This is a genomic window from Ruegeria sp. AK4 (genome assembly GCF_056541025.1).
Window position 1 is genome coordinate 37,857 of record NZ_JBQFXS010000016.1, and the last position, 20,028, is coordinate 57,884.

Below are 20,028 nucleotides of genomic sequence, written 5' to 3' on the forward strand. Positions count from 1 at the left end.
CGTCTGTAGGACTCCGTTGCTATGCGCAGTTGTCAGAGGACTGAGGATAGCAACGAAGTCCTCAGCTAGAAGTATCTCATCAAAATCTGCACATCTTGGGCAGGGGAAATGCGCATTCGTCAGTCACATCTGGCGGTATGAAACATTTGACCGCAGATACCCTGGCATGGTGTGCCTTTGCGATTGCTTCTGCAATTCTGGCCGCGCAGCCCTTGCAATGGCTTGTTCGAAGCTGGCTTAGCCCGGCTTACGGGTCGTATGGTTACATCTATGTTCTGCTGATCGTTGGCCTCGCCGGGATGAGTTTGTTGAGCGGCCGTCCGACAGACGCGCGCGCTCGGACACCCACGATTGCCCTGCTACTATTGGCGGCTTTGGTCCGTTTCTTAGGGCAGGTTCTGGCGATCAATATTCTGAGCGCTCTGGCCCTCGCATTGGATGTCTTCGCGCTGGTTGGGCTGTTGCAGTTGCACCGACGCCCCTTCGCGCTGTCGCCGTTCTGGATGGCGGCCCTGTTCCTGTTTTCCTTGCCAACCGAGATGGTCTTGCAACGTACGCTTGGATTTCCGTTGCAGATGGTTTCGGCAGAATTGTCCTGCCACATGCTCAGCGCCGTGTTCTCGAACGTTGCCTGCGACGGGGTGCGCATCACCCTGGAACAGAGGGATATTCTGGTGGACTTGCCCTGTTCCGGGGCCTCGGGGCTGTTGCTGTCGCTGGCTTTTGTGATCATCCAAAACGCGGTTATGCGGCCACGATGGTACATCGGCGCCCTCAGCCTGTTGGCCGTGACCGGATGCGCGGCCTTGGGCAATAGCCTGCGCATTTCGCTTCTGGCAGTCGGGCTGGCACATGATCTGGATGTGATGGCCGAGCCCTGGCACAGCCTGATCGGGTTGGGGACCCTGATCCTGACGGTTGCGCCCTTTGCACTGTTCTATCGGCCCCGCACCGCAAGCCCGCGCAAAGACCGCCCGCAGGCCGACCGGATCATCCTGCCGAAACCCATCAAGGCGCTGGCGGGCATTGCGTGCCTGATCGGCAGCATTGCCATCGTTTCGTTCAAGGCAAAACCGGTGGATGTTTCGGGCCGTGTCGCGACGCCGACCCTGCCCGCGCAGATCCACGGACATCTGGCGCAGAACGTGCCTCTGACAGCGATGGAGGCGCATTATTTCGAAGCTTATGGCGGGCAGGCGCAGAAAGCTCAGTTCGGCCCGTTGGGCTTGAACGTTGTCAGCACGCGTGCGCCGCTGCGGCATCTGCATGCCCCTGAGATTTGCCTGCGGGGTCTCGGCTACAAGGTGCGGTTTCTGGGCACTGGCTATGACGGCGTTCCCAGCGCCTATTACCGGGCGACCGGCCCAGACGGGGACGAATGGCTGGTTGCGGTCAGCTACGTCTCGCAGAACGGGCAGGTCACACCCAGCGTGGGCGAAGCGATCTGGCGCTGGCTGAACGGGTCCGGCGGCACCTGGAGCAGCGTGCAAAGGATCACCCCTTGGGCCCTGGACACCAAGCTACGCGCACAATTGGACGCTGCAACGATTGCAGCTCTGGACATTCAAACCATCAAAGGAACGGACATATGATACGCCATTTTGCTTTTGTTTTTCTGCTGCTGCCCGGGGCAGCCTACGCTCAACCCGATGACGAGATCGCAGGTCGATTGATCGGCGGCGGGGCAACCGGACAATTGGACCTGCCATTGCTGAAGTCGGACCTTTCCATTGATATTCAAGGCGATATGGCAACCGTTCAGGTGCGGCAGGTGTTCGTGAATCCGTCGGATGATCCGATGTCTGCGGAATATCTTTTTCCACTCAACCAAAAGGCCGCCGTCTACGCGATGCAGATGAAAGTCGGCGATGAGGTGATCGAGGCGCAGGTTCAGCAAAAGGACGAGGCCGAACAAACCTTTGAGACCGCAAAGCACGCGGGCAAGGCCGCAGCCCTTTTGACCCAGCATCGTCCCAACATGTTCACGCAGAACGTCGCCAACCTGATGCCGGGGCAGCCGATTACGGTGACGCTGAGCTATGTGCAGCCCGTTCCCAAGATCGACGGCGGGTATGAACTGGTGCTGCCGCTGGTCGTCGGGCCACGTTATCAGGGTGCGGTGAATTTTGACCCGGCCTCTGGCGATCTAGTGTTGGCGGAGTTCAACGAAGAAGAACCGGTCACCTCTGCCGTGACCCGGATCGATGGCTGGGCAGTTGCCGAGCTGCCCAAGTATCCACCGGTACCGCGCCTGACAAACCCCGATATCATTGAACCCGCGCGGGTCTCGCTGAACCTGAACCTGCGCGGTGCTGTTCCGGTCTCCAATCTGACAAGCGCAACACATGATCTGCAAATCCGGCAGTCAGACGGCGTGCTCAGCGCCACCTTCAGGGACGGGCGGGTAATCGACAACCGCGACCTTGTTCTGCGCTACGAGCTTGGCGGCGATCAGACGACGGCCGGAGTGCTGGCTCATCACGATGAACGCGGAGGCTTTGTGTCGCTGCTGATCGAACCGCCGAAGATCCCACAATCGGATCAAATCACCGCCCGAGAGCTGGTGTTTGTACTGGACACCTCGGGATCAATGGGCGGCGCGCCTCTGGACGCCAGCAAGCGATTCATGGAGGCCGCGTTGCAGGGCCTGCGCCCCGTGGATTATTTTCGCGTGATCCGGTTTTCTTCGGGTGCGTCCGAGTTCGCATCCCAGGCCGTTCCCGCCACCCGTGGCAACATCCGGTCCGGTCTGCGCTATGTACGCGGTCTGCGCGCCGGAGGCGGTACGGAAATCGACAGCGCGATCCGTCACGCCTTTGCGACACGGCAACCCGAGAATACATTGCGCATCGTCGTCTTTCTCAGCGATGGATATATCGGACGCGAAGCGGATGTGTTGCGCACGATCCGGCGGCAAATCGGCGACGCGCGTATCTATGCATTTGGTGTGGGCACTGCGGTAAACCGGTATCTTCTGGATGGGATGGCCGAAGTAGGCCGCGGTTATGCCCGCTATGTTGATCCAACTCAAAACGCCTCGGACGTCGCTGACACACTGGCCCGGGACCTGAAATCGCCGGTGCTGACGGATATATCCATTGATTGGGGCGGATTGGACGTCACCGAAGTTGTTCCCCAACACATCCCCGACCTGTTCGACGGCGGTACGATCCGGGTTCTGGCCCGGTACAACGGCGGCGGGCCTGCCGACATCAAGATCAATGGTCTGGTTCAGGGCAGAGATGCGCAGATGCCACTATCGCCAACCCTGCCCACAGAGTCCGACCCGCAAGACGACACGCATCAGGGGGCCGCGATCCCGCTGACCTGGGCACGTACCAAAATCGCGGATCTGGACCGCGCCATGGCGGTGCAGTCTGGTGACCCCGGGAAGCTTGAGGCACAGATCACCGATCTTGGGTTGAAATTCAATCTTCAGACCCAGTTCACCTCATTTGTTGCGGTGTCCAAACAGGTTGTGAATGAAGGCGAGGTGCCAACAAACCCGACTCCGGTGGCCTTGCCTCAGGTGGCGGGCGTGGGCGCCGGGGCCTATCCCAAAACCGCGTTCAGCGGATCATCCACGCCCGAGCCGCAAACGATTTTCGGACTGATCGTCCTGGCGGCGTTGGGCGCGCTGCGCCTGACACGGGGCCGGAGAGTTTCGGCATGAGGAATGTACCCTACAAACTGCGCACAGATGCCTGGTGGCTCGGCGCTGATTTCAGGTGGCGCAGACCGCAGATGCAAGCCCCACTTGACCCGGCCAATGGCAGTGTGATCTGTGATCGTGACTTCGGTGAAACTTCGATGGCGGACGCATATCGTGAACAACATCCTGATCGTAGATGACGATGCCCGTATCCGCGATGTCGTACGCTTTGCTCTGCAAGATTCCGGCTTTCGAACAACCGAGGCCGGCACCGGTCAGGATGCATTGGACCTGTTTTCCCAATCGCCCGCCGATCTGGTTGTACTGGATATCGGAATGCCCGAAATGGACGGGTTGGAGGCCTGCAAGGAATTGCGAAAAACCTCAACCGTGCCAATCTTGTTTCTGACGGCACGCGATGATGAGATCGACCGCATTCTGGGGTTTCAGCTTGGTGGCGATGACTATGTCACCAAGCCTTTCAGCCCGCGCGAACTGGTGTTGAGGATCAAGGCCATCCTTGCCCGCTCGGCTGACACAAATCCGCGGGGCGAGGTGACGGTCTATCAGGATCTGCAATTGGATCACAACGCGCATCGCTGCACCCTTGCGGATGCCGAGATTCAGTTGACCGGGATCGAATTCTCGGTGCTTTCGATCCTCGCCAAAACGCCAAGCCGTGTCTATGCGCGGGCGCAGCTGATCGAGTTGGTCTATGGTCACAACACCTATCTGTCCGGTCGCACGGTCGACAGCCATATTCGCAATATCCGTCAAAAGGCGCGCGCATTGGGGTATCCCGATCTGATTCAAACCGTGCACGGGGTTGGGGTGAAACTGGGCGTTTGTCAGTGCTGACCATCAGGCAAAAATGGCGGCCATCGCTTGCGCTGGTGATTGCGCTGGTCTGCATCGCCCTGGTGGCACTTCCGGTCATCGGCGTTTTGGGTGCCCGCCTGTCCAGCAACCAGTTCGCGCGCGAGACTGAGCGCAGCCTGCTGTCTCAGGCGGTGATATTTGCCGAGGTGTATGCCGCAGCCTTCGCCGAATTCCAGCCCGTGCCGACCGTCGGCCACCGCTTGTCGACCAAGCAGATCGAGCGTCTTGAACAGGACTTTCACCCCATCGCACCCAGTCTGGATTTGCTGCGCGGCGAGGTCTCGCCACCCAGACCCGATCCGGTATCCAGCGAAGAACCTCTGGCCGCGCCCTACAAGGCGATCTCGGAAACGCTGTCAGCGCTGGCAAGGTCAGCGAAGAAGACCACCCTGTCGGGATATGTTTTGACGGATCACACGGGTCAGGTCATTGCCAGCAGCGGATCAGCCAAGGGATCGTTTCTGCATGTCCCGGAAGTGTCTCGGGCCCTGAAGGGGGAAACCGTTTCCGTGCTGCGGCATCGGGATGATCCGTCGGAACGGCATCTTCTGAACTCGATCAGTCGGGACACATCATACCGCGTGTTCGTTGCCCATCCGGTGGTTTTGGACAGTCGGGTCATCGGCGCCGTTTACCTGTCTCGCACGCCCATGGACCTGAGGAAGTTCTTGTTTCAGGAACGATTCACGCTGGGTTCTGTCGCCGTGTTCATGCTGCTGTCCGCAGCTGGTGTCGGGTGGATGATGTGGCGGTTGATCTCGAAACCAATTCGCGATCTCAGCAGTCAGAGCCGGGATGTCGCAAGCGGATCGAAACCGACGCCTGATCCCGTGCCGCACTACGGCGTGCGGGAATTGGCGGATTTGGGCAATAACGTCGTTTCGATGGCCGCAACCCTGTCGGAACGCTCGACGGCGATCGAGACCTATACAAGCCACGTCACGCATGAGTTGAAGTCGCCGGTCACCGCAATTCTCGGGGCGGCCGAGCTGCTGTCTGAGGGGCCATCTGCCGTGTCCGGTGATCGCAACCAGAAACTGGTTCACAACATTCAGGAAGAAGGTCTGCGCATGAACGCCCTGCTGGTTCGGCTTCGCGAACTGGCCCGGGCCAGCGTTCAAACCGACCCGACCCCAACGTCATTGGCAGATATTGTCCAGGCGGCTTCCGCCGAGTTCTCGGACCATATCATCGAGTGTCACGCGCCGTCCGACACGCATCTGCCCCTGTCCAAAGATCAGGGGCAGATTGTTCTGCATCATCTCTTGCAGAACGCAATCCAGCACGGGGCAACACGTGTCGACATCACCTACGAAGCGGTTTCGCAAAGCCTCATTGTCGCCGATAACGGTACAGGCATTTCCGAACGGAACGCGGCTCGTATCATTGACCCTTTCTTCACGACAAGACGGGATCAAGGCGGCACCGGGCTGGGTTTGTCCATTGTTGCGGCTGTATTGAAACAAGCCGGTGCAACGATCGAGGTCATGTCACCCCAGCACGGCGCCAGTTTTCGGATCAGGTTTTGAACAAAAGGGGATACTAGTACCAATCTGCACGCCATCTGCGATAGCCAAGGAGCGACGCACGAATGTCTTGCGGTCGGCGATCTCTCTCGTAGCATTCGTCATCTCATAACCCCGACAGGCTTGCGGCAATTGCGAGGGCCGAGGTAATTTACCGCCGTTTGTCAAACGATGGATCGGGTTGTCCGACCAGACAATTCAGCACCCACGGGTAGCTTGTGGTGACGTAATATCCGTACTCACCATCCACAGTCATACCGTTGCATTCATCCAGATCGCCCGTCCCGGTGAACTCGTAGTCGTCAATATATGTCCCGTCCGGTGTGCCGCCCGGCCCGGCAGGCGGCGCGGGGCGAGCTGTGGTTTTGAGTTGATAGCCGGAAACCGCAGGTCTGATTTTACCGTCGCTGTCCTTGAAAATCGTTCCGTAGATGGGATAGCCGTCAGCCGCGAAACCTATGACCGGTGAGGGTTTATCGAGGTCATGATCCAGAAACAGTGCATTTGGATTGGAATGGTAGTGATACCTGCCGTCTGGCTGGGCATGCGCGTTGTGCAGGTCCACGCCGAAGTATTGATCGTAGGACGGCGGATCGAGCAGCCACGGATCTGTATCCCGGCACCCCGCCAGGACGTTGCCGTTCTTGTCCGCCCGCGGGCCGTTCGGGCGATAACACCCGGCGGAAAGCAAATCGACCGGCACGCCATTCAGTAGAATTGCGTCATAGCTACGCTGAGACAGTGCAGTTTGGCTTCCGGTTTTCTCTAGATTTCTGGGAATCCGAAACGTGCCCGGCAATTCCCGCACGTCATTGGCAAAGTTCGCTGTCGGGCCGTTGAAGTCATGATTGGGAATGCCGTTGGTCTTGAGGGTGCAGTGCTGACCATCCGCCGAGATTTCGATTTCGGATTCGAAACGCTGCTGGCGCGTGACGTCCTCCACCGAAGCAGAATACACGCCCGCATAGTCTGCGCAGTCGGCAGACCGGTTGCTGAGCAAAAGATTGGTGATGTCCTGCGCAGCGGTTTGCGCCATGGCCTGAGCGGTCCCAAATCCTGTCAAAAGCGCGCTGAATGTCAGAACGTCCAATCGCATGGCTCAATCTCCTTGGGGTTTTCGAAATTTCCAAAAATAAGTCGGTCGATGAGGGGTGATGCCCGTCAGTCTATCTTCAGAAGGCAACGCGGTCTCCTCCTTTCAGGTCCAGGATTTCCCGCGCTTCATCAGGGGTCGCGACCTGACTGCCCAGATCCTCGACAATACGCCGGATTTTTGCGACTTGCTGAGCGTTGCTCTCGGCCAGTTTCCCGCGCGAGATGAACAGGCTGTCTTCCAGGCCGACGCGCAGGTTACCGCCCATCTGGCTTGCGGTTGCAGCAAGCGACATCTGTGCGCCCCCTGCCCCCAATACGGACCAGCGATAGTTGTCACCGAACAGCCTGTCGGCGGTGCGTTTCATGAAAATCAGATTGTCGACCTCGGGTCCGATGCCGCCAAGGATGCCAAAGATGAACTGAATGAAGATCGGCGCTTTGAACAGCCCGACATCCATGCAGAATTTCAGGTTATACAAGTGGCCGACATCGTAGCATTCATGTTCGAATTTGATGTCGTGCGGCGCGAGTGTTTCCGCCGCCTCGCGAATGTCGCGGAACGTATTGCGAAAGATGTTCTGATCGGAATTCGCGACATAGTCCTTTTCCCAATCGAACTTCCAATCGTCATCGCCATACCGGTTCGCCAACGGATGAAACGAGAAGTTCATCGACCCCATATTCATCGAGCACATTTCCGGGCTGAAGGTCTTGGCCGGGTTGATCCGGTCCTGAATGGACAATGTCAGCGATCCGCCGGTCGACAGGTTCACAACCGCGTCTGTCGCCTGTTTGATGCGCGGCAGGAAAGGCGCGAAATCCTTGGGGTCGACCGATGGCGATCCGTTCTCGGGGTTGCGCGCATGAAGATGCAGGATCGACGCACCAGCCTCGGCGGCGTCGATCGCCTGCCGCGCGATGTCGTCATAACTGTAGGGCAGCGCATCCGACATGGTGGGCGTGTGGATCGCCCCGGTTACGGCGCATGTGATGATGGTCTTTTTCTGACGGGCCATGGGTTCAGTGTTCCTTGGATTGTCCGATGTGCTTCACGCGATAGCCCAGCGGAAAAAGTTGCAGATCATAGCGGCTGCGGATCACGCCCCAGATGCCTTTTGGGGCCCTGAGCATGACAACGATTGCGACCACGCCAAGAACGATCAGGTATGTTGTCCCGAGATCGGCCAGTGTTTCGCGCAAGGCAAAGAAGACCAGCGTGCCGATGATCGGGCCTTCGATGGTGCCGATGCCGCCGATCACCACGATGAAGATGACAAAAGCGGTCCAGTCATTGACGCTGAACGCCGCATCCGGCGAAATGCGCAGCTTTTGCAGGAAGATGAGCGCACCGATCATTGCGGTGAATGCCGAGGTGACAACATACACGATGAACTTCGTGCGCCAGATATCGATGCCCAGGCTTCCGGCGGCCAGTTCGTTGTCGCGAATGGCCGTCAGCGCCAATCCTTGCCGCGACCGCAGGAACAGATACACCGCCGTCACCACCAGCACAGCTGCCCCGAGCGCCAGCCAATAGCTCAGCGCCTCACGCATTGCGCGGCCAGAGGCCAGCGATTTCACGATGGCGACGGGTAAAGACGATCCTGATCCCCCGCCCAGTGCAGAGATTTGCGCGAAGCCCAGTCGAAAGACCTCGGCGATGACCCAGGTGCCAATCGCAAAATACGCGCCTCGGAGCCTGAAGATCAGAACGGCGACGGGGATAGAGATCAAAGCCCCCAGCACCCCGGCAACGGCAATGGCAGCCACCGGAGGCAGCCCACCGAACATCGTAAGCGCAAAAAGCATGTAGCCGCCGAAGCCCACATAGGCTTGCTGACCGACCGAGACGAGACCGGCATAGCCCGCCATCAGATTCCAGAGCGTGGCGAGGGACAGGTAGAGAAACAGCTCGCCCATCAGGCGCATGTCGGCGCGACCCGCCCACCACGGGGCGGCAATCAGAACAAGAACTGCAAGCGCGGCAATGATCGCCGCAACTCGGGCGGCTTTCGAAGAGCGGGAAACGGAATAGTCCTGCAGGTTCATCCGGACACCCTCGGGAAAAGGCCGTTGGGACGAACGGCAAGAATGACAAGAAAGGCAATATGGCCGGCCAGCAGCTGCCAGCCCGGATCAATCTTGGCTCCGACGGTTTGCGCGACGCCAAGGATGACGCCGCCAATCAGCGTGCCCCAGAGGTTGCCAAGCCCACCGATGATGACGGCCTCAAAGCCAAAGATCAGGCGGCCGCCGCCGATGGAGGGATCAAAGCTTGTCCGAATGCCAAGCAGAATACCGGCGATTGCCGTCACGCCCAGCGCCAGCGCCATGGCCAGCCCGAAGATGTGCCGACGATTGAGGCCCATAAGCTGCGCGATGTCCTGATTGTCGGACACAGCCCGAAAGGCGCGCCCAAGTGCGGTGTGGTAAAAGGTCCATTGCAGCCCCCAGATCACCGCGACAGCGATGCCAAACGTCAGCAGCGGCAGGAGTCCGAGCGTCAGCCCTCCGACTGCGACGCTTGCTGTTTCGAGCGCACCGGCGTCAAGGTCTTGCGGGTCGGCGGTGTAGACCTCCAGCAACCCGTTCTGGATGATCACGCTCAGCCCAAAAGTGACAAGCAGCGGCGGAAGAATGTCGTCGCCCAGTGTCTGGTTCAGCAGGCCGCGTTGCAGGGCGTACCCGATCAACACCATGGCGGGAACAACGATCACCAGCGCGGCCATCGGATGCATCCCCGTCGCGGTCGTCACGGTCAGCCCGAGATAGGCGGCCAGCACGATCAGATCGCCATGGGCAATATTGACCAGCCGCATGACGCCAAAGATCAAAGACAAACCTGCGGCGAACAGGGCGTACAGCCCGCCCAGCAACGTTCCCTGCACGATAGCGTTCAGCCATTCCATATCATTCGATCCCGAAATAGGCGCGCGAGATGTCCTCGCGCGAAACCGTGTCAGACGCGCCTTCCAGCGAAACGCGCCCCTCTTGCAGGCAGTAGACCCGGCTCGAGACCGACAGCGCCTTGGTGATGTCCTGTTCGACGATGATTGCGCTCATGCCTTCGCCGATGATGCCGGGCAGCGCCTCATAGATGTCCTTGATAATGATCGGGGCCAGCCCAAGGCTGATTTCATCGAACAGGATCAGATCAGGATTTGCCATCAGGGCGCGCCCGATGGCGACCATCTGCTGCTGACCGCCCGAAAGCGATGTCGAGGCCTGATCTTTTCGCTCTTCAAGGATCGGGAACAGATCGTAGACGGCAGCCAGATCCCAAGGACCTGCGCGGCCAACCTGCGCCCCGATCATCAGGTTTTCTTTGACCGACAAAGAAGGGAACAACTGGCGGCCCTCCGGCACCATGGCAAGGCCAAGTTCCGCGACCTCGTCCGCGCGCAGGCGGCTGATATCCCGGCCACGGTAGTGGATCTGGCCCGGCTCGTTCGCGAGCAACCCGGTGATCGACCGCATCAGGGTCGTCTTGCCTGCGCCGTTCGCGCCAATGATGGCCAGAACTTCGCCTTCGCCAACGTCCAGATCGACATCATAGAGCGCCTGAAAGTCACCGTAGAAAGCGTTCAAACCGCGTATCCGGAGAATGGGGTCAGGCATCGGCTTCGATCCCCAGATAGATCTCTTTGACTTCGGCGCTTTCCATGATCGACTGCGGCTCGCCCTCGGCGATCTTCTTTCCGAAATCGATGACGATCAGGCGGTCCACAACGGCCAGCAGCGCATGCACGACATGTTCGATCCAGATGATGGTAACGCCAGAGGCGTGGATGTCCTTGATGGTCTGGACCAGTGACCTGCACTCTGCTTCGGTCAAACCGCCGGCAATCTCATCCAGCAGCAGCAGTTTGGGCCTGGCGCAGAGCGCACGTGTCAGTTCCAGACGTTTGCGTTCCAGGAGTGTCAGGCGACCGGCAAGAACGTTTGCCTTGGGCAGCAGTTCCGTTTGGTCCAGAACCTCCAGACAAAAGCGTTCGGCCTGATGCCCATGCATACCGGCGGATTGCGTGGCAGCGATCATGGCGTTTTCAAAAACGGTCATGCCCGAAAACGGCTGCGGGACCTGAAAGGAACGGGCAATGCCCGCATGGCTGCGCTTAGCCGCGCTCCATTTGGTGACGTTCTGCCCATTGAATTCAATGACCCCGGAATTCGGTTTGAGCGTCCCCGTGATCAGATTGAACATCGAGGTTTTTCCGGCACCGTTGGGACCTATGACCCCGAGCGCTTTGCCTTGCTGGACCTCATAGCTCATGGCATCGGCGACAGTGACCGCGCCAAATGCCTTGCTCAGGTCTTGGAGTTTCAGGATCGTTGTCATGCGTCTCTCGGATGGGGGGTTCGGCGCCATGATCAGCGCCGAACGTCTGCTCAGCCCAGCAGTTTCATATCTGCCGTTACCGGAACCTCGGGCGCGGTGCTGTTTGCAACGATCTGCAACTCGTACGCGTCGCCGGATTTCTGCCACTGACCGCCGACGAGGGGCGTTTTGGTGACGTTGTTCATCGGCCCATCACCCCAGTTCACCGGACCGACGATCGTGTTCAGGTTGGTGGAGGTGATCGCCGAAATGATCGCAGACGGGTCCTCCAGATCTTCGGCCCGCTTGATGACATCCGCGACCACCTCGAACAGCGCATGCTTGAAGCCAAGCGGTTGGGTCCACGGACGACCAGACTCAGCCGTATAGCCTTCGGCCAGGTCTTTCGAGGAAATGCCGGTCAGCGAGGACGAGAACGGATGGTGCGGAGACCACCAGACCTCGGTCGACAACCCGTCGCCACGGTCGCCCAGCGAGTCAATGACGGACGGGAACAGCAGCGCTTTGCCAATTGTCACGACCTTCGGATTGAACCCTTGCTGGGCCGCCTGACTCCAGAACGTCGCGAAATCCGGCGGGATCATGTTGCCGGTGACGATTTCACAGCCAGCGGCCTTGAACGCTGCGATCTGGTTGGAAAAATCGTCGGACAACGGCTGATAGCGGCCGGGATCGGTGAGCGTGTATCCGGCGGCAGCCAATGGCTTTGGCAGCCCCAGTTCCGCGTCACCCCAGGCATTGCCGTCAGCATCGTTGGGGAATAGACCGCCCACGGTCTTGGTCACGCCGGTTTTGTCCCACATGTCGAGGAAGGCCGCGATCACATCCTCAAGGCCCCAGAAGAAGTGATAGGTCGTCTCAAACCCCTCACCCGGAACACCGTTGCGGCCAAAGAAATAGGGCTGCCACGGGCAGTCGGTCGTGATGCAGGGGACCTCATTGATTTCGGCCTGATCTGCGACCGGGTTCACCGTGTCCGGAGTCGATGCCGCGACGATGATATCGACCTCATCCCCCAGGATCAGGTCGGCGGCGACCTCTGCCGCGCGGTTGGGGTTGGACTGGCTGTCTTTCGAGATGATCTCGACATTCCAGGTCTTTCCATTGTTGTCCAGGCCAGCCGAAAAGACCTGCTGAATGGCCTGAAGCACGTATTCGTCAGCCTCAGCGAAACCCGCCAGCGGCCCGGTGCGCGGGCTGACATTGCCGATCCGCAGTGTCGGGTTCGCGGCGTAAGCGCGCGTCGCCCGGAGGATCGCCGGAGCCGCAATCGCCGCCGTTGCCCCGGCGATGAAACTGCGCCTTGTGGCCGATTTGAAAGTCCTTGTCATTGCGTCCTCCCTTCACCGGCCTCCCGCCGGTGTTTGATTGATCTTACAAAGTCTTCTCGAGATTTTTCAGATGTGTCGCGACGCGCTGGCGAACCTTGTCTGCCTCGCCCTCGGCCCATTTCCTGAACCCTTCGCCGGACTTCATGCCCAGCTTGCCCGCATCGACAAGCGACCTGAGATAGGTTGACGGGCATTTTTGCGCCTCAAGATCGTGCAGCACGTTTTCGTGGATGTCGAGGGTCAGGTCGGTGCCGACCAGATCCGCGTTCTCCAATGGCCCCAGCACCGCCAGCCGCCGTCCAAAGCTGGACTTGATCACGGTATCGACGGCCTCCGCGTCACAGATCCCGTTTTCCACCAGACTGACCGCTTCACGCCACAGCGCATGCTGAAGGCGATTACCGATAAAGCCGGGCACGTCCTTTTCGACCATCACCGGAGTTTTGCCGGCATCCTTCAACAGATCGAACATCTCCTGCGCGACCCCGGGGTCTGTCCGCTCGGTCTTGATGACCTCGACCAGCGGAATCATATGCGGCGGGTTCCACCAATGCGTTCCAAGCGCCCGGTTTCTCAGCCGCAAGCCGGACATGATCTGAGTGATCGGCATGACCGAGGTATTGGACGCGAGTATGCAGGTCTCTGACGCGTGCGCCTCGATCTCAGCAAAAATCGCTTGCTTGAGCTCCAGTTTTTCGGGTGCGGCTTCGAACACGGCGTCAGCGTTTCGTACCGCACCTTCCGTTGTCGCAAAAATCTCAATCATCTTGAGGGTTTTTGTGATTGTGACCTCGTCATCCCCCATCGCAACCATGCTGGCGCGGATGCGATCTGGCACGGTGGCCCGCGCCTTTTCAAAGGGGTCCGTGATGGCGACGTACTGGCCCGCTTTTGCCAAAGTCAGGGCAATGCCGTGCCCCATAAGGCCCGCGCCAATTACCGCCATCTGCTGCTTCTTGCGCACCATCCGTTAACCCGCCGTATATCCGCCGTCGGCATGCAGGATATGCCCGGTGTAAAAATCGGATGCCCGCGATGCGAGAAACAGCAGAGGCCCGGCAAGGTCTTCCGGCTCACCCAGCCGCCCCTTGGGAACCCGGGTCAGGAAGCCGTCGCGCACTGCTTTTGCCTCGTTAGTTTCTTCAAACATCCAGGCAGTCAGGGGCGAGCGAAACACCGTCGGTGCAATCGCGTTGACGGTAATCCCTGTCGGACCCAACTCGCACCCCAAGGCTTTGGTGATCCCGTTCACGGCGGCCTTTGAGGCGCAATAGGCGGTGTAACCGGCAGGATGGCCAAGGATACTGCGCGCGGAACTGACGAAGATAATCTTGCCGTATGCGCTTTGCTTCATCTGCGCCGCCGCCGCGCGCGCCAACAACCAGCTTTGGTTCACGTTGGCGTCCATCACCGCATCGAAAGTTTCCGGCGCCATTTCGTTGATCGGCGCGACTTTGTTCATGCCGGACGCGACAACGAGAATATCGAGCTTGCCAAAATTATCGACGGCGTCGTCGACCAGGGCACCACAGGATGCTTCGTCGGACGGGCGTGCATTCACCGCAACGACGGTTGCACCAAGCGCTTCACACTCTTTGGCAATTTCATCCAGCGCGTCCTTATTGCCTGCGGCCAGAACCAGATTGCACCCAGCGCCAGCCAGAACGCGCGCAGCAACCATGCCAAACGCGCCGGATGCGCCGGTGATCAATGCGACGTTGTCTTTCACGTCGAACATCTTGAGTGGATCAGACATTCTTTTCGTCCTCAGCTTTCTGGCGGATAAGGAATGACAACCAGCATCTTGCAGACGTGGTTCGCGCGGTTTTCAATTTTGCGCATTTCGCCCGGCGCGATCGTGCAACTGTCCATGGGTCCAAGAGTGGTTTCGCTGCCATCGACGATGACGGTCATCTCGCCCTCCAGAACGACGTAGACTTTCTCGAACGGCGTGGAATCCGGCCCGGCACCGCCGCCCGGCAGGAACTGGCTGAAGCCGACCCATTGATTTGTCGGCCCGCCTTCCTCGAACCCCTGCAAACGAAGCCCGTGGCATCCGAAGTGGTTCGGTGCTTCGTAGGGTAAGGCGTCTTGAAACCGCTTCAGATACATGTCCGTCTCCGCCAAAGGTTAATGGCGGCCGCCAGCGAACCGGCGACCGGTCCGTGTGTGTTCAGAATTCTTCACCCGCTTCGATGCGGTAGGATTGGGTCTTGTCGACCATGGCGACCAACCGGATGATGCAGCCGTCGCCACGGTCCCAGTTCCACGGGAAGAACGCGAACGTGCAGCGCTTGCCGGTCACCGCGTCCAGATCCCCGCCGACATTTTCAATGCCCAGAATACCTTTGGAGAACAGCATGTTGTGCACAGGCTCCCACTCGGGGAAGTCAACCTCCCACGGGGTTCCGCCCGACCATTCAAGGTACTCTTTCTCAAGATGCGGCAGGATCGGACCGTTCCGCTGCGGCCCGATGGCCGTGGCCAAAGGGTGGTCGTTTGCCTGAGTGTCGTGGCCGACGACTTTCACGCCCTTCTCGATCATCCACTCAGCAGCCGACGGAACAAGACCCGGGCAATAAGCGAAGTAGTCGCCATCTTCGTACTGCTTGTGCCAGCCGGTGTTGATGATCAGAACGTCGCCCCTGCGGATGGCGTGGCCGCAGGCCTTTTCCAGATCATCCCCTGTGATTTGCTCCCATTTCCTTTTGGGCACGGAAACCACCAGACCCGAGCCGAAGAAATGCGGCAGCGGAACCTCGTCGATGAACGGCGTTCCCTGAACAACATGCGCCGGCGCGTCGATATGCGTCGTCACGTGCATGGTCGTGGTAATCGTCTGCGACAGGACGCCGGACTTGGCCATATAGTGTTTCCGGTCGATCTGGACGTCCTTGAAGTACGGCCAGTTGGGGCATTGAAACCCGTATCTGTGGCTCAGGTTGTAGAACTCCAGCCCCATGTCGTTGTCGGTGTTGCCCTGGAACTCGATGCCGCGGATTTCAACCATTGGGCATATCTCCTTTGTTCGCCGACGACGCGGCGGTGTTCGATTTTCAACTGTCCGGGGGACCTCCCCTCCTGTCCCGTATCATGATGCATACGCACCGCAATGCGGTCAACTTAAAACTCACAATACGGTTGACTTGCACCGCATAGCGATACAATGTGACCAAGTACTCGGCACCGGCATAGGGCGGTAACAGGAAGTGCGAGGGTGATATAAGTGTCTGAAAGAAATGAAAAAGGCGGGATTCAGGTAATTTCACGGGCAGCTTCGATTCTGCGCGTATTGAAAGAAAGCCAATCCGGAATGAGCTTGGGGAAAATCGCCGAACGCGTCGGCTTGCCCCGCTCTACGGTACAGAGAATCACAAGCGCCCTTGCGGAGGAAAAGCTTGTTATTGCCGACGCGAATGGCAGCGGGTTGCGGCTCGGCCCTGAACTGAGCGTGCTCGCGGGCGCAGCTCACTACAACATCGTCGAACATTGCCGACTGCTTTTGACGGAGCTGACCCAGAAGACCGGCGAAACCACAGACCTCGCGGTCATGCGCGGCATCGGCATGGTTTTTCTGGATCAGGTTCCGGGTGTCTACCGATTGACCACGGTCTCGCAAGTCGGCGAGGTTTTTCCGTTGACCACCACCGCAAATGGCAAAGCGTGTCTTGCACAACTCGGTCAAGACGAGGCGACCAAACTCATTCAGAACGAATGGGAACGGAATGGCATCCAGAGAAGTTTGGATGAGTTCCTGTCTGAACTCGCGGTGATCCGCGAACAGGGCCTTGCCTATGATTTAGACGAGCATTCTGCCGGTGTATCGGCAATCGGGTTTTCTTTCGTCGACTGGGTTGGGGATTTGCACGCGATCTCGATTCCGGTGCCAACGACGCGGTTCTCAAGGCAAAAAGCAACGATTGAAAAAGCGCTGCTTGAGACAGCCGCCAATATCCATCAAACCTTTCAGTGAGCGGGCAAAAGAGGCATGAATTCGATGGCGCCTTGAGTTACGGCCCCTTTGACAATGTCTCTAAAAATGCAACCAAGTCTGCGATCTCCTGCTCGGACAAATTCAATTCCGAGAGAATGGCTTCGCCATCAGCGTGCAGCCTTTCCGTATCAATCTCACTGTAGTGCCTGATCACCGCGTCCAGGTCGATCAAACTGCCGTCATGCATGTATGGCCCGGTTTCGGCGACACCCCGCAGACTGGGCGTCCGAAAGGTTCCAAAGTCAGAATGGTTTCTGCGCACACTGCGAACCGCCCAAGCGCCTTTCTTGTCCGGATCGTCATTCCAGTCGCCGTCCAGTGTGTAACCGCTGGAGAGTAGAAGGTTCAATCCACCGAACCGCCCTTCGTCGACTTCGGTTTCACTCAGAAAATAAGGCACACCAGCGTCGTGAAACTCGTTGTTGGAAAACCTCGGACCGTTGTGGCAAAATACACAATTTCCGCGCCCCAAGAACAGCTGAAGACCTCGCTGGGCAGCTTCGGGGTAGGTCGCGGCCACTGCCAGATCGCGGCGTTCCAGTGCGTCCCGGAAGTCGTCGAATTGTGTCTGCCCGGTTGTCAGCGTTTCCAAATAGGCCGACAGAGTTTTGGCAGTGTTTACCAACACCAGTTCCGGTTCCTGACGTCGAAAATCGCCAAAAATAGCCTCGAAATCATCAACATACGCGCTCTCGGAAATGGCTGCCTTCAGACTCGCTGCGGTATGCGCCATCTCATCCTCTTCGATGATCGGATGCAGGCTGGCGGCCCAAAGATTGTCACTCTTGCCACCCCATCCGTACCAGCGCAGGCCAGCAAGGTTCCGCAGTGATGGTGTGTTCCGATTCAGCAGGACACGGCCTTGCGCCCGCGCTTGCGGCGTGGTGAAGGCCTGTTCAGGATCATGACAGCTTGCGCAAGAAAAAGCCCCGTCGACTGATAACACCGGATCTCTGAACAAGGCCGCGCCAAGCGCTATCGCATTTAGATCGTTCGAAACCCGGTTGCTTGGATCCGACTGGACGGGTGGTGGCCAAGGCCCGAAGGACAGTGTTTGTTGGATTTCGTCTTCGGACAACAGAACCTCGGCTCGTGCTGCACCCGTCAGGACCACGAACACGGCTGTCACCCACACCCTCATTTCAGCACGATGTCAGACGTGTAGGAGACCAGTTGCCCGTCAAAACCGATGTCCACTTGCAGTTCCCACGACCCCGGCATGTGGAACAGCATGTCATCGACACGAAACATTCCGTCGCCCATTGCAGTGACCTTGGGCGTGTAGTTCATCCCATGTTGATGCGCCGGCATGACCGCATCGACACGCATTTCACTCACCGCAGTTTCAGCGCAGATGGAAATCAGAATGGAAAACGGTTGGGCCAATGGGATTTCATCAACGGCCACGCGCAGCTCGGGTGCGTTTTGAGTGTCCGAACTCATAGGTTGCCCCGTTGGCTCACAAGCTATGGCCGCGCCGGATGAGACCAGAAACGAGACAACCCAGCGGATCATTCTGTCGCCAGCATACGTTCTGCGTTGGCGTATGCGATGTTGTCAGCGATCTGATTTGGCAACAAATCCAGCCAGTCGCGTGAAAATTCAGCATGCGGGCCGACGTAGTACCACCGCTCCGGCGCGAATGTATCCGTACCGACCATGAAACGATCCGGGTGCGCTTCGAACGCAGCTTTCCACTCCGGGTCGATACGACCGCGAGAAACCATATCGGAGCGGAACGCCAGATCGGCCCAGAGCCCGGGATAGGTGTCCAAGGCATCGACCACGCTGGCCGGGTCGTCAAAGCCGGAATGGGCCCACAATACCCGAGCCCCGGGCCAGGTCTGGAAAATCAGGTCAACAGCTTCCCGATCGCCATGGTGGTGCAGAATCAGGTTCCGCTCCTTCGCCAAGGCGATCATATGCTGGATGACCGGTGTTTTGATATCGTCCCCATAAGCGTGGAATTCGCCAATGGCCTCGTATTCGTTCTTTGCCAGATTTGCTTCCAGATAATCGATCACCGTTTCATCGTGCATCCAGCTATTGATCTCGCCGCGTCGACGGTAAGGGCGAAGTGCGGGAACAACGATGTCCGGCGCAGCGGCCAACAGCAACTGAGTCCCATTGTCATCCGAGCTGGAAACCAGGGTTTTCCGCACACCCGCGTCCCGCAGGATTTTGGCGACTTGTTCGGGTGGAACCAGTTCCACGGCATCATGGCTGTAGTGAATATGGGCATCGAAGATCGGCCGTTCGTCGGCCAAGGCCGCAGTTCCGAACATCGATATTGCCATGGGAACAAGAAATTTCAGCATATCGAGTGTCCTCAACCAAATTCAGACCCGGGCGAGTGTGACATCAAAATTCACATGCAGGAATGGTTCGGTGATCTTGCCGGAAAGTTCCATACCACCGGGGAATTCTGACGCAGGCTTTTCAACATAGGTCATCACCAGATCATCGCGAACGCCAAACACTGTATCCTGATCCAGATAGGGATCGTCGTCTGGGAATATCTCGGTCACCAGAGACCTGTAGCCGGTGGCCTTGACGATATAGTGCAGGTGCGACGGTCGCCAGGGATGACGGCCACAGGCGCGCAGGATATCCCCGACAGGCCCGTCTGACGGCACGGTGTATTCAACAGGCTTGACGGTAGTGAAGGCATATTTCCCGTCATCGCCGGTGGTCATCAGGCCGTGAAAAGAAAAGGTGTCCTGTTCTTCGTCCTGGCTTGCATACATTCCATTCGGTGCGGTTTGCCAGATATCCAACTCTGCACCGGAAATCGGATTACCATCGGTATCCCGGATCACGCCTTCAGCAAGCAAGACAGGTCCACCGTAGTGGCGCTTCATATCTCCGCCGAATGGCAGAGGCGGCGCGCCAGAGACATGGAAAGGGCCAAGTACGGATGAACTTGTTGCATCAGAACTAGAATGCAACATGTCCACCAATGACGAAAGGCCCAGCACATCCGAGGCGAGCACGAACTCATGCCTGTCCTCGGATTCCACGGCGGCACATCCCTCCAGAAACGCAATCCCGGCGCGCCATTCGTCATGTGTCAGGTTGGTTTCCCGCGCGAAGTCGTGGAGGTGTTTAACCAACGAGCCCATGATTTCACGCATCCGCGGATCGGTGTCCTTGGACAAGTACCCCATGAACACGTCGGTGATATTGTCTTTAGTGACAGAGCGCATCTTGGC

At 58.5% G+C, this 20,028-nt stretch carries 20 protein-coding genes; 5 read left to right on the forward strand and 15 right to left on the reverse strand.

From position 1 onward, the window contains the following. Positions 1–137: 137 nt before the first annotated feature. The 4 genes from xrtT to ACR0EZ_RS20285 all read left to right on the forward strand — a co-directional run bounded on the left by xrtT (position 138) and on the right by ACR0EZ_RS20285 (position 6,060). On the forward strand, positions 138–1,592 hold the full coding sequence (xrtT, locus tag ACR0EZ_RS20270; RefSeq protein ID WP_480616498.1) for an exosortase T: 1,455 nt from the start codon (positions 138–140) through the stop codon (positions 1,590–1,592). Continuing rightward, entirely contained in the window at positions 1,589–3,673 is a 2,085-nt protein-coding gene (locus ACR0EZ_RS20275; RefSeq protein WP_480616499.1) for a VIT and vWA domain-containing protein, read from the forward strand. The genes xrtT and ACR0EZ_RS20275 overlap by 4 nt, the downstream gene beginning before the upstream one ends. A gap of 126 nt (positions 3,674–3,799) precedes the next feature. Further along, entirely contained in the window at positions 3,800–4,510 is a 711-nt protein-coding gene (locus ACR0EZ_RS20280) for a response regulator transcription factor (protein ID WP_480616500.1), read from the forward strand. Then, entirely contained in the window at positions 4,504–6,060 is a 1,557-nt protein-coding gene (locus ACR0EZ_RS20285; RefSeq protein WP_480616501.1) for an ATP-binding protein, read from the forward strand. Before ACR0EZ_RS20280 ends, ACR0EZ_RS20285 begins: the two co-directional genes overlap by 7 nt. A gap of 148 nt (positions 6,061–6,208) precedes the next feature. Here the strand turns inward: ACR0EZ_RS20285 and ACR0EZ_RS20290 are convergent, their stop codons facing one another. The 11 genes from ACR0EZ_RS20290 to ACR0EZ_RS20340 form a co-directional block, all read right to left on the reverse strand. Further along, positions 6,209–7,153, reverse strand: coding sequence for a YHYH protein (locus tag ACR0EZ_RS20290; RefSeq protein WP_480616502.1), 945 nt, complete (start codon positions 7,151–7,153; stop codon positions 6,209–6,211). A gap of 76 nt (positions 7,154–7,229) precedes the next feature. Further along, positions 7,230–8,168 (reverse strand): 3,5-dioxohexanoate:acetyl-CoA acetone transferase, encoded by a 939-nt coding sequence (gene kce, locus ACR0EZ_RS20295; RefSeq protein ID WP_480616503.1) that lies wholly within the window; start codon positions 8,166–8,168, stop codon positions 7,230–7,232. A gap of 4 nt (positions 8,169–8,172) precedes the next feature. Beyond that, the gene (locus ACR0EZ_RS20300) at positions 8,173–9,201 is read right to left on the reverse strand and encodes a branched-chain amino acid ABC transporter permease (RefSeq protein WP_480616504.1); all 1,029 of its coding nucleotides are present in this window, start codon (positions 9,199–9,201) and stop codon (positions 8,173–8,175) included. Then, on the reverse strand, positions 9,198–10,061 hold the full coding sequence (locus tag ACR0EZ_RS20305) for a branched-chain amino acid ABC transporter permease (RefSeq protein WP_480616505.1): 864 nt from the start codon (positions 10,059–10,061) through the stop codon (positions 9,198–9,200). Before ACR0EZ_RS20305 ends, ACR0EZ_RS20300 begins: the two co-directional genes overlap by 4 nt. A 1-nt stretch (position 10,062) precedes the next feature. After that, complete coding sequence (locus tag ACR0EZ_RS20310) at positions 10,063–10,770, reverse strand: ABC transporter ATP-binding protein (RefSeq protein WP_480616506.1); 708 nt, start codon at positions 10,768–10,770, stop codon at positions 10,063–10,065. Beyond that, entirely contained in the window at positions 10,763–11,491 is a 729-nt protein-coding gene (locus ACR0EZ_RS20315) for an ABC transporter ATP-binding protein (protein WP_480616507.1), read from the reverse strand. The genes ACR0EZ_RS20310 and ACR0EZ_RS20315 overlap by 8 nt, the downstream gene beginning before the upstream one ends. Before the next feature lie 50 nt (positions 11,492–11,541). Next, the gene (locus ACR0EZ_RS20320) at positions 11,542–12,822 is read right to left on the reverse strand and encodes an ABC transporter substrate-binding protein (RefSeq protein WP_480616508.1); all 1,281 of its coding nucleotides are present in this window, start codon (positions 12,820–12,822) and stop codon (positions 11,542–11,544) included. Between the two features lie 43 nt (positions 12,823–12,865). Further along, positions 12,866–13,789, reverse strand: a complete 924-nt coding sequence (locus ACR0EZ_RS20325) for a 3-hydroxyacyl-CoA dehydrogenase family protein (RefSeq protein ID WP_480616509.1) — start codon at positions 13,787–13,789, stop codon at positions 12,866–12,868. Between the two features lie 3 nt (positions 13,790–13,792). Then, complete coding sequence (locus ACR0EZ_RS20330) at positions 13,793–14,578, reverse strand: SDR family NAD(P)-dependent oxidoreductase (RefSeq protein ID WP_480616510.1); 786 nt, start codon at positions 14,576–14,578, stop codon at positions 13,793–13,795. 11 nt (positions 14,579–14,589) lie between these two features. After that, on the reverse strand, positions 14,590–14,934 hold the full coding sequence (locus tag ACR0EZ_RS20335) for a cupin domain-containing protein (RefSeq protein ID WP_480616511.1): 345 nt from the start codon (positions 14,932–14,934) through the stop codon (positions 14,590–14,592). 61 nt (positions 14,935–14,995) lie between these two features. Then, the gene (locus tag ACR0EZ_RS20340) at positions 14,996–15,832 is read right to left on the reverse strand and encodes a cyclase family protein (RefSeq protein WP_480616512.1); all 837 of its coding nucleotides are present in this window, start codon (positions 15,830–15,832) and stop codon (positions 14,996–14,998) included. Between the two features lie 216 nt (positions 15,833–16,048). Between ACR0EZ_RS20340 and ACR0EZ_RS20345 the strand changes: the two genes are divergently transcribed. Further along, positions 16,049–16,795, forward strand: a complete 747-nt coding sequence (locus ACR0EZ_RS20345) for an IclR family transcriptional regulator (protein WP_480616513.1) — start codon at positions 16,049–16,051, stop codon at positions 16,793–16,795. A 37-nt stretch (positions 16,796–16,832) separates the two neighbouring features. Here the strand turns inward: ACR0EZ_RS20345 and ACR0EZ_RS20350 are convergent, their stop codons facing one another. From ACR0EZ_RS20350 to ACR0EZ_RS20365, 4 genes are read right to left on the reverse strand one after another with little or no spacing between them, the layout of a single operon-like run. Continuing rightward, a complete protein-coding gene (locus ACR0EZ_RS20350) occupies positions 16,833–17,894 on the reverse strand; it encodes a cytochrome-c peroxidase (RefSeq protein ID WP_480616514.1) in 1,062 nt (353 codons plus the stop codon). 59 nt (positions 17,895–17,953) lie between these two features. After that, positions 17,954–18,331: a hypothetical protein gene (locus ACR0EZ_RS20355; protein WP_480616515.1), complete on the reverse strand. Its 378-nt coding sequence runs from the start codon at positions 18,329–18,331 to the stop codon at positions 17,954–17,956. After that, positions 18,328–19,134: an amidohydrolase family protein gene (locus tag ACR0EZ_RS20360; protein WP_480616516.1), complete on the reverse strand. Its 807-nt coding sequence runs from the start codon at positions 19,132–19,134 to the stop codon at positions 18,328–18,330. Before ACR0EZ_RS20360 ends, ACR0EZ_RS20355 begins: the two co-directional genes overlap by 4 nt. Positions 19,135–19,155: 21 nt before the next feature. Continuing rightward, a complete protein-coding gene (locus ACR0EZ_RS20365; protein WP_480616517.1) occupies positions 19,156–20,022 on the reverse strand; it encodes a dioxygenase family protein in 867 nt (288 codons plus the stop codon). Positions 20,023–20,028: the final 6 nt, after the last annotated feature.

What these genes read in the sequence shown, in the direction of transcription:
- xrtT (WP_480616498.1), top strand. Translation starts at nt 138, where the DNA reads ATGAAACATTTGACCGCAGATACCCTGGCATGGTGTGCCTTTGCGATT.
- ACR0EZ_RS20275 (WP_480616499.1), top strand. Translation starts at nt 1,589, where the DNA reads ATGATACGCCATTTTGCTTTTGTTTTTCTGCTGCTGCCCGGGGCAGCC.
- ACR0EZ_RS20290 (WP_480616502.1), bottom strand. Translation starts at nt 7,153, where the DNA reads ATGCGATTGGACGTTCTGACATTCAGCGCGCTTTTGACAGGATTTGGG.
- kce (WP_480616503.1), bottom strand. Translation starts at nt 8,168, where the DNA reads ATGGCCCGTCAGAAAAAGACCATCATCACATGCGCCGTAACCGGGGCG.
- ACR0EZ_RS20300 (WP_480616504.1), bottom strand. Translation starts at nt 9,201, where the DNA reads ATGAACCTGCAGGACTATTCCGTTTCCCGCTCTTCGAAAGCCGCCCGA.
- ACR0EZ_RS20305 (WP_480616505.1), bottom strand. Translation starts at nt 10,061, where the DNA reads ATGGAATGGCTGAACGCTATCGTGCAGGGAACGTTGCTGGGCGGGCTG.
- ACR0EZ_RS20310 (WP_480616506.1), bottom strand. Translation starts at nt 10,770, where the DNA reads ATGCCTGACCCCATTCTCCGGATACGCGGTTTGAACGCTTTCTACGGT.
- ACR0EZ_RS20315 (WP_480616507.1), bottom strand. Translation starts at nt 11,491, where the DNA reads ATGACAACGATCCTGAAACTCCAAGACCTGAGCAAGGCATTTGGCGCG.
- ACR0EZ_RS20320 (WP_480616508.1), bottom strand. Translation starts at nt 12,822, where the DNA reads ATGACAAGGACTTTCAAATCGGCCACAAGGCGCAGTTTCATCGCCGGG.
- ACR0EZ_RS20325 (WP_480616509.1), bottom strand. Translation starts at nt 13,789, where the DNA reads ATGGTGCGCAAGAAGCAGCAGATGGCGGTAATTGGCGCGGGCCTTATG.
- ACR0EZ_RS20330 (WP_480616510.1), bottom strand. Translation starts at nt 14,578, where the DNA reads ATGTCTGATCCACTCAAGATGTTCGACGTGAAAGACAACGTCGCATTG.
- ACR0EZ_RS20335 (WP_480616511.1), bottom strand. Translation starts at nt 14,934, where the DNA reads ATGTATCTGAAGCGGTTTCAAGACGCCTTACCCTACGAAGCACCGAAC.
- ACR0EZ_RS20340 (WP_480616512.1), bottom strand. Translation starts at nt 15,832, where the DNA reads ATGGTTGAAATCCGCGGCATCGAGTTCCAGGGCAACACCGACAACGAC.
- ACR0EZ_RS20355 (WP_480616515.1), bottom strand. Translation starts at nt 18,331, where the DNA reads ATGATCCGCTGGGTTGTCTCGTTTCTGGTCTCATCCGGCGCGGCCATA.
- ACR0EZ_RS20360 (WP_480616516.1), bottom strand. Translation starts at nt 19,134, where the DNA reads ATGCTGAAATTTCTTGTTCCCATGGCAATATCGATGTTCGGAACTGCG.
- ACR0EZ_RS20365 (WP_480616517.1), bottom strand. Translation starts at nt 20,022, where the DNA reads ATGCGCTCTGTCACTAAAGACAATATCACCGACGTGTTCATGGGGTAC.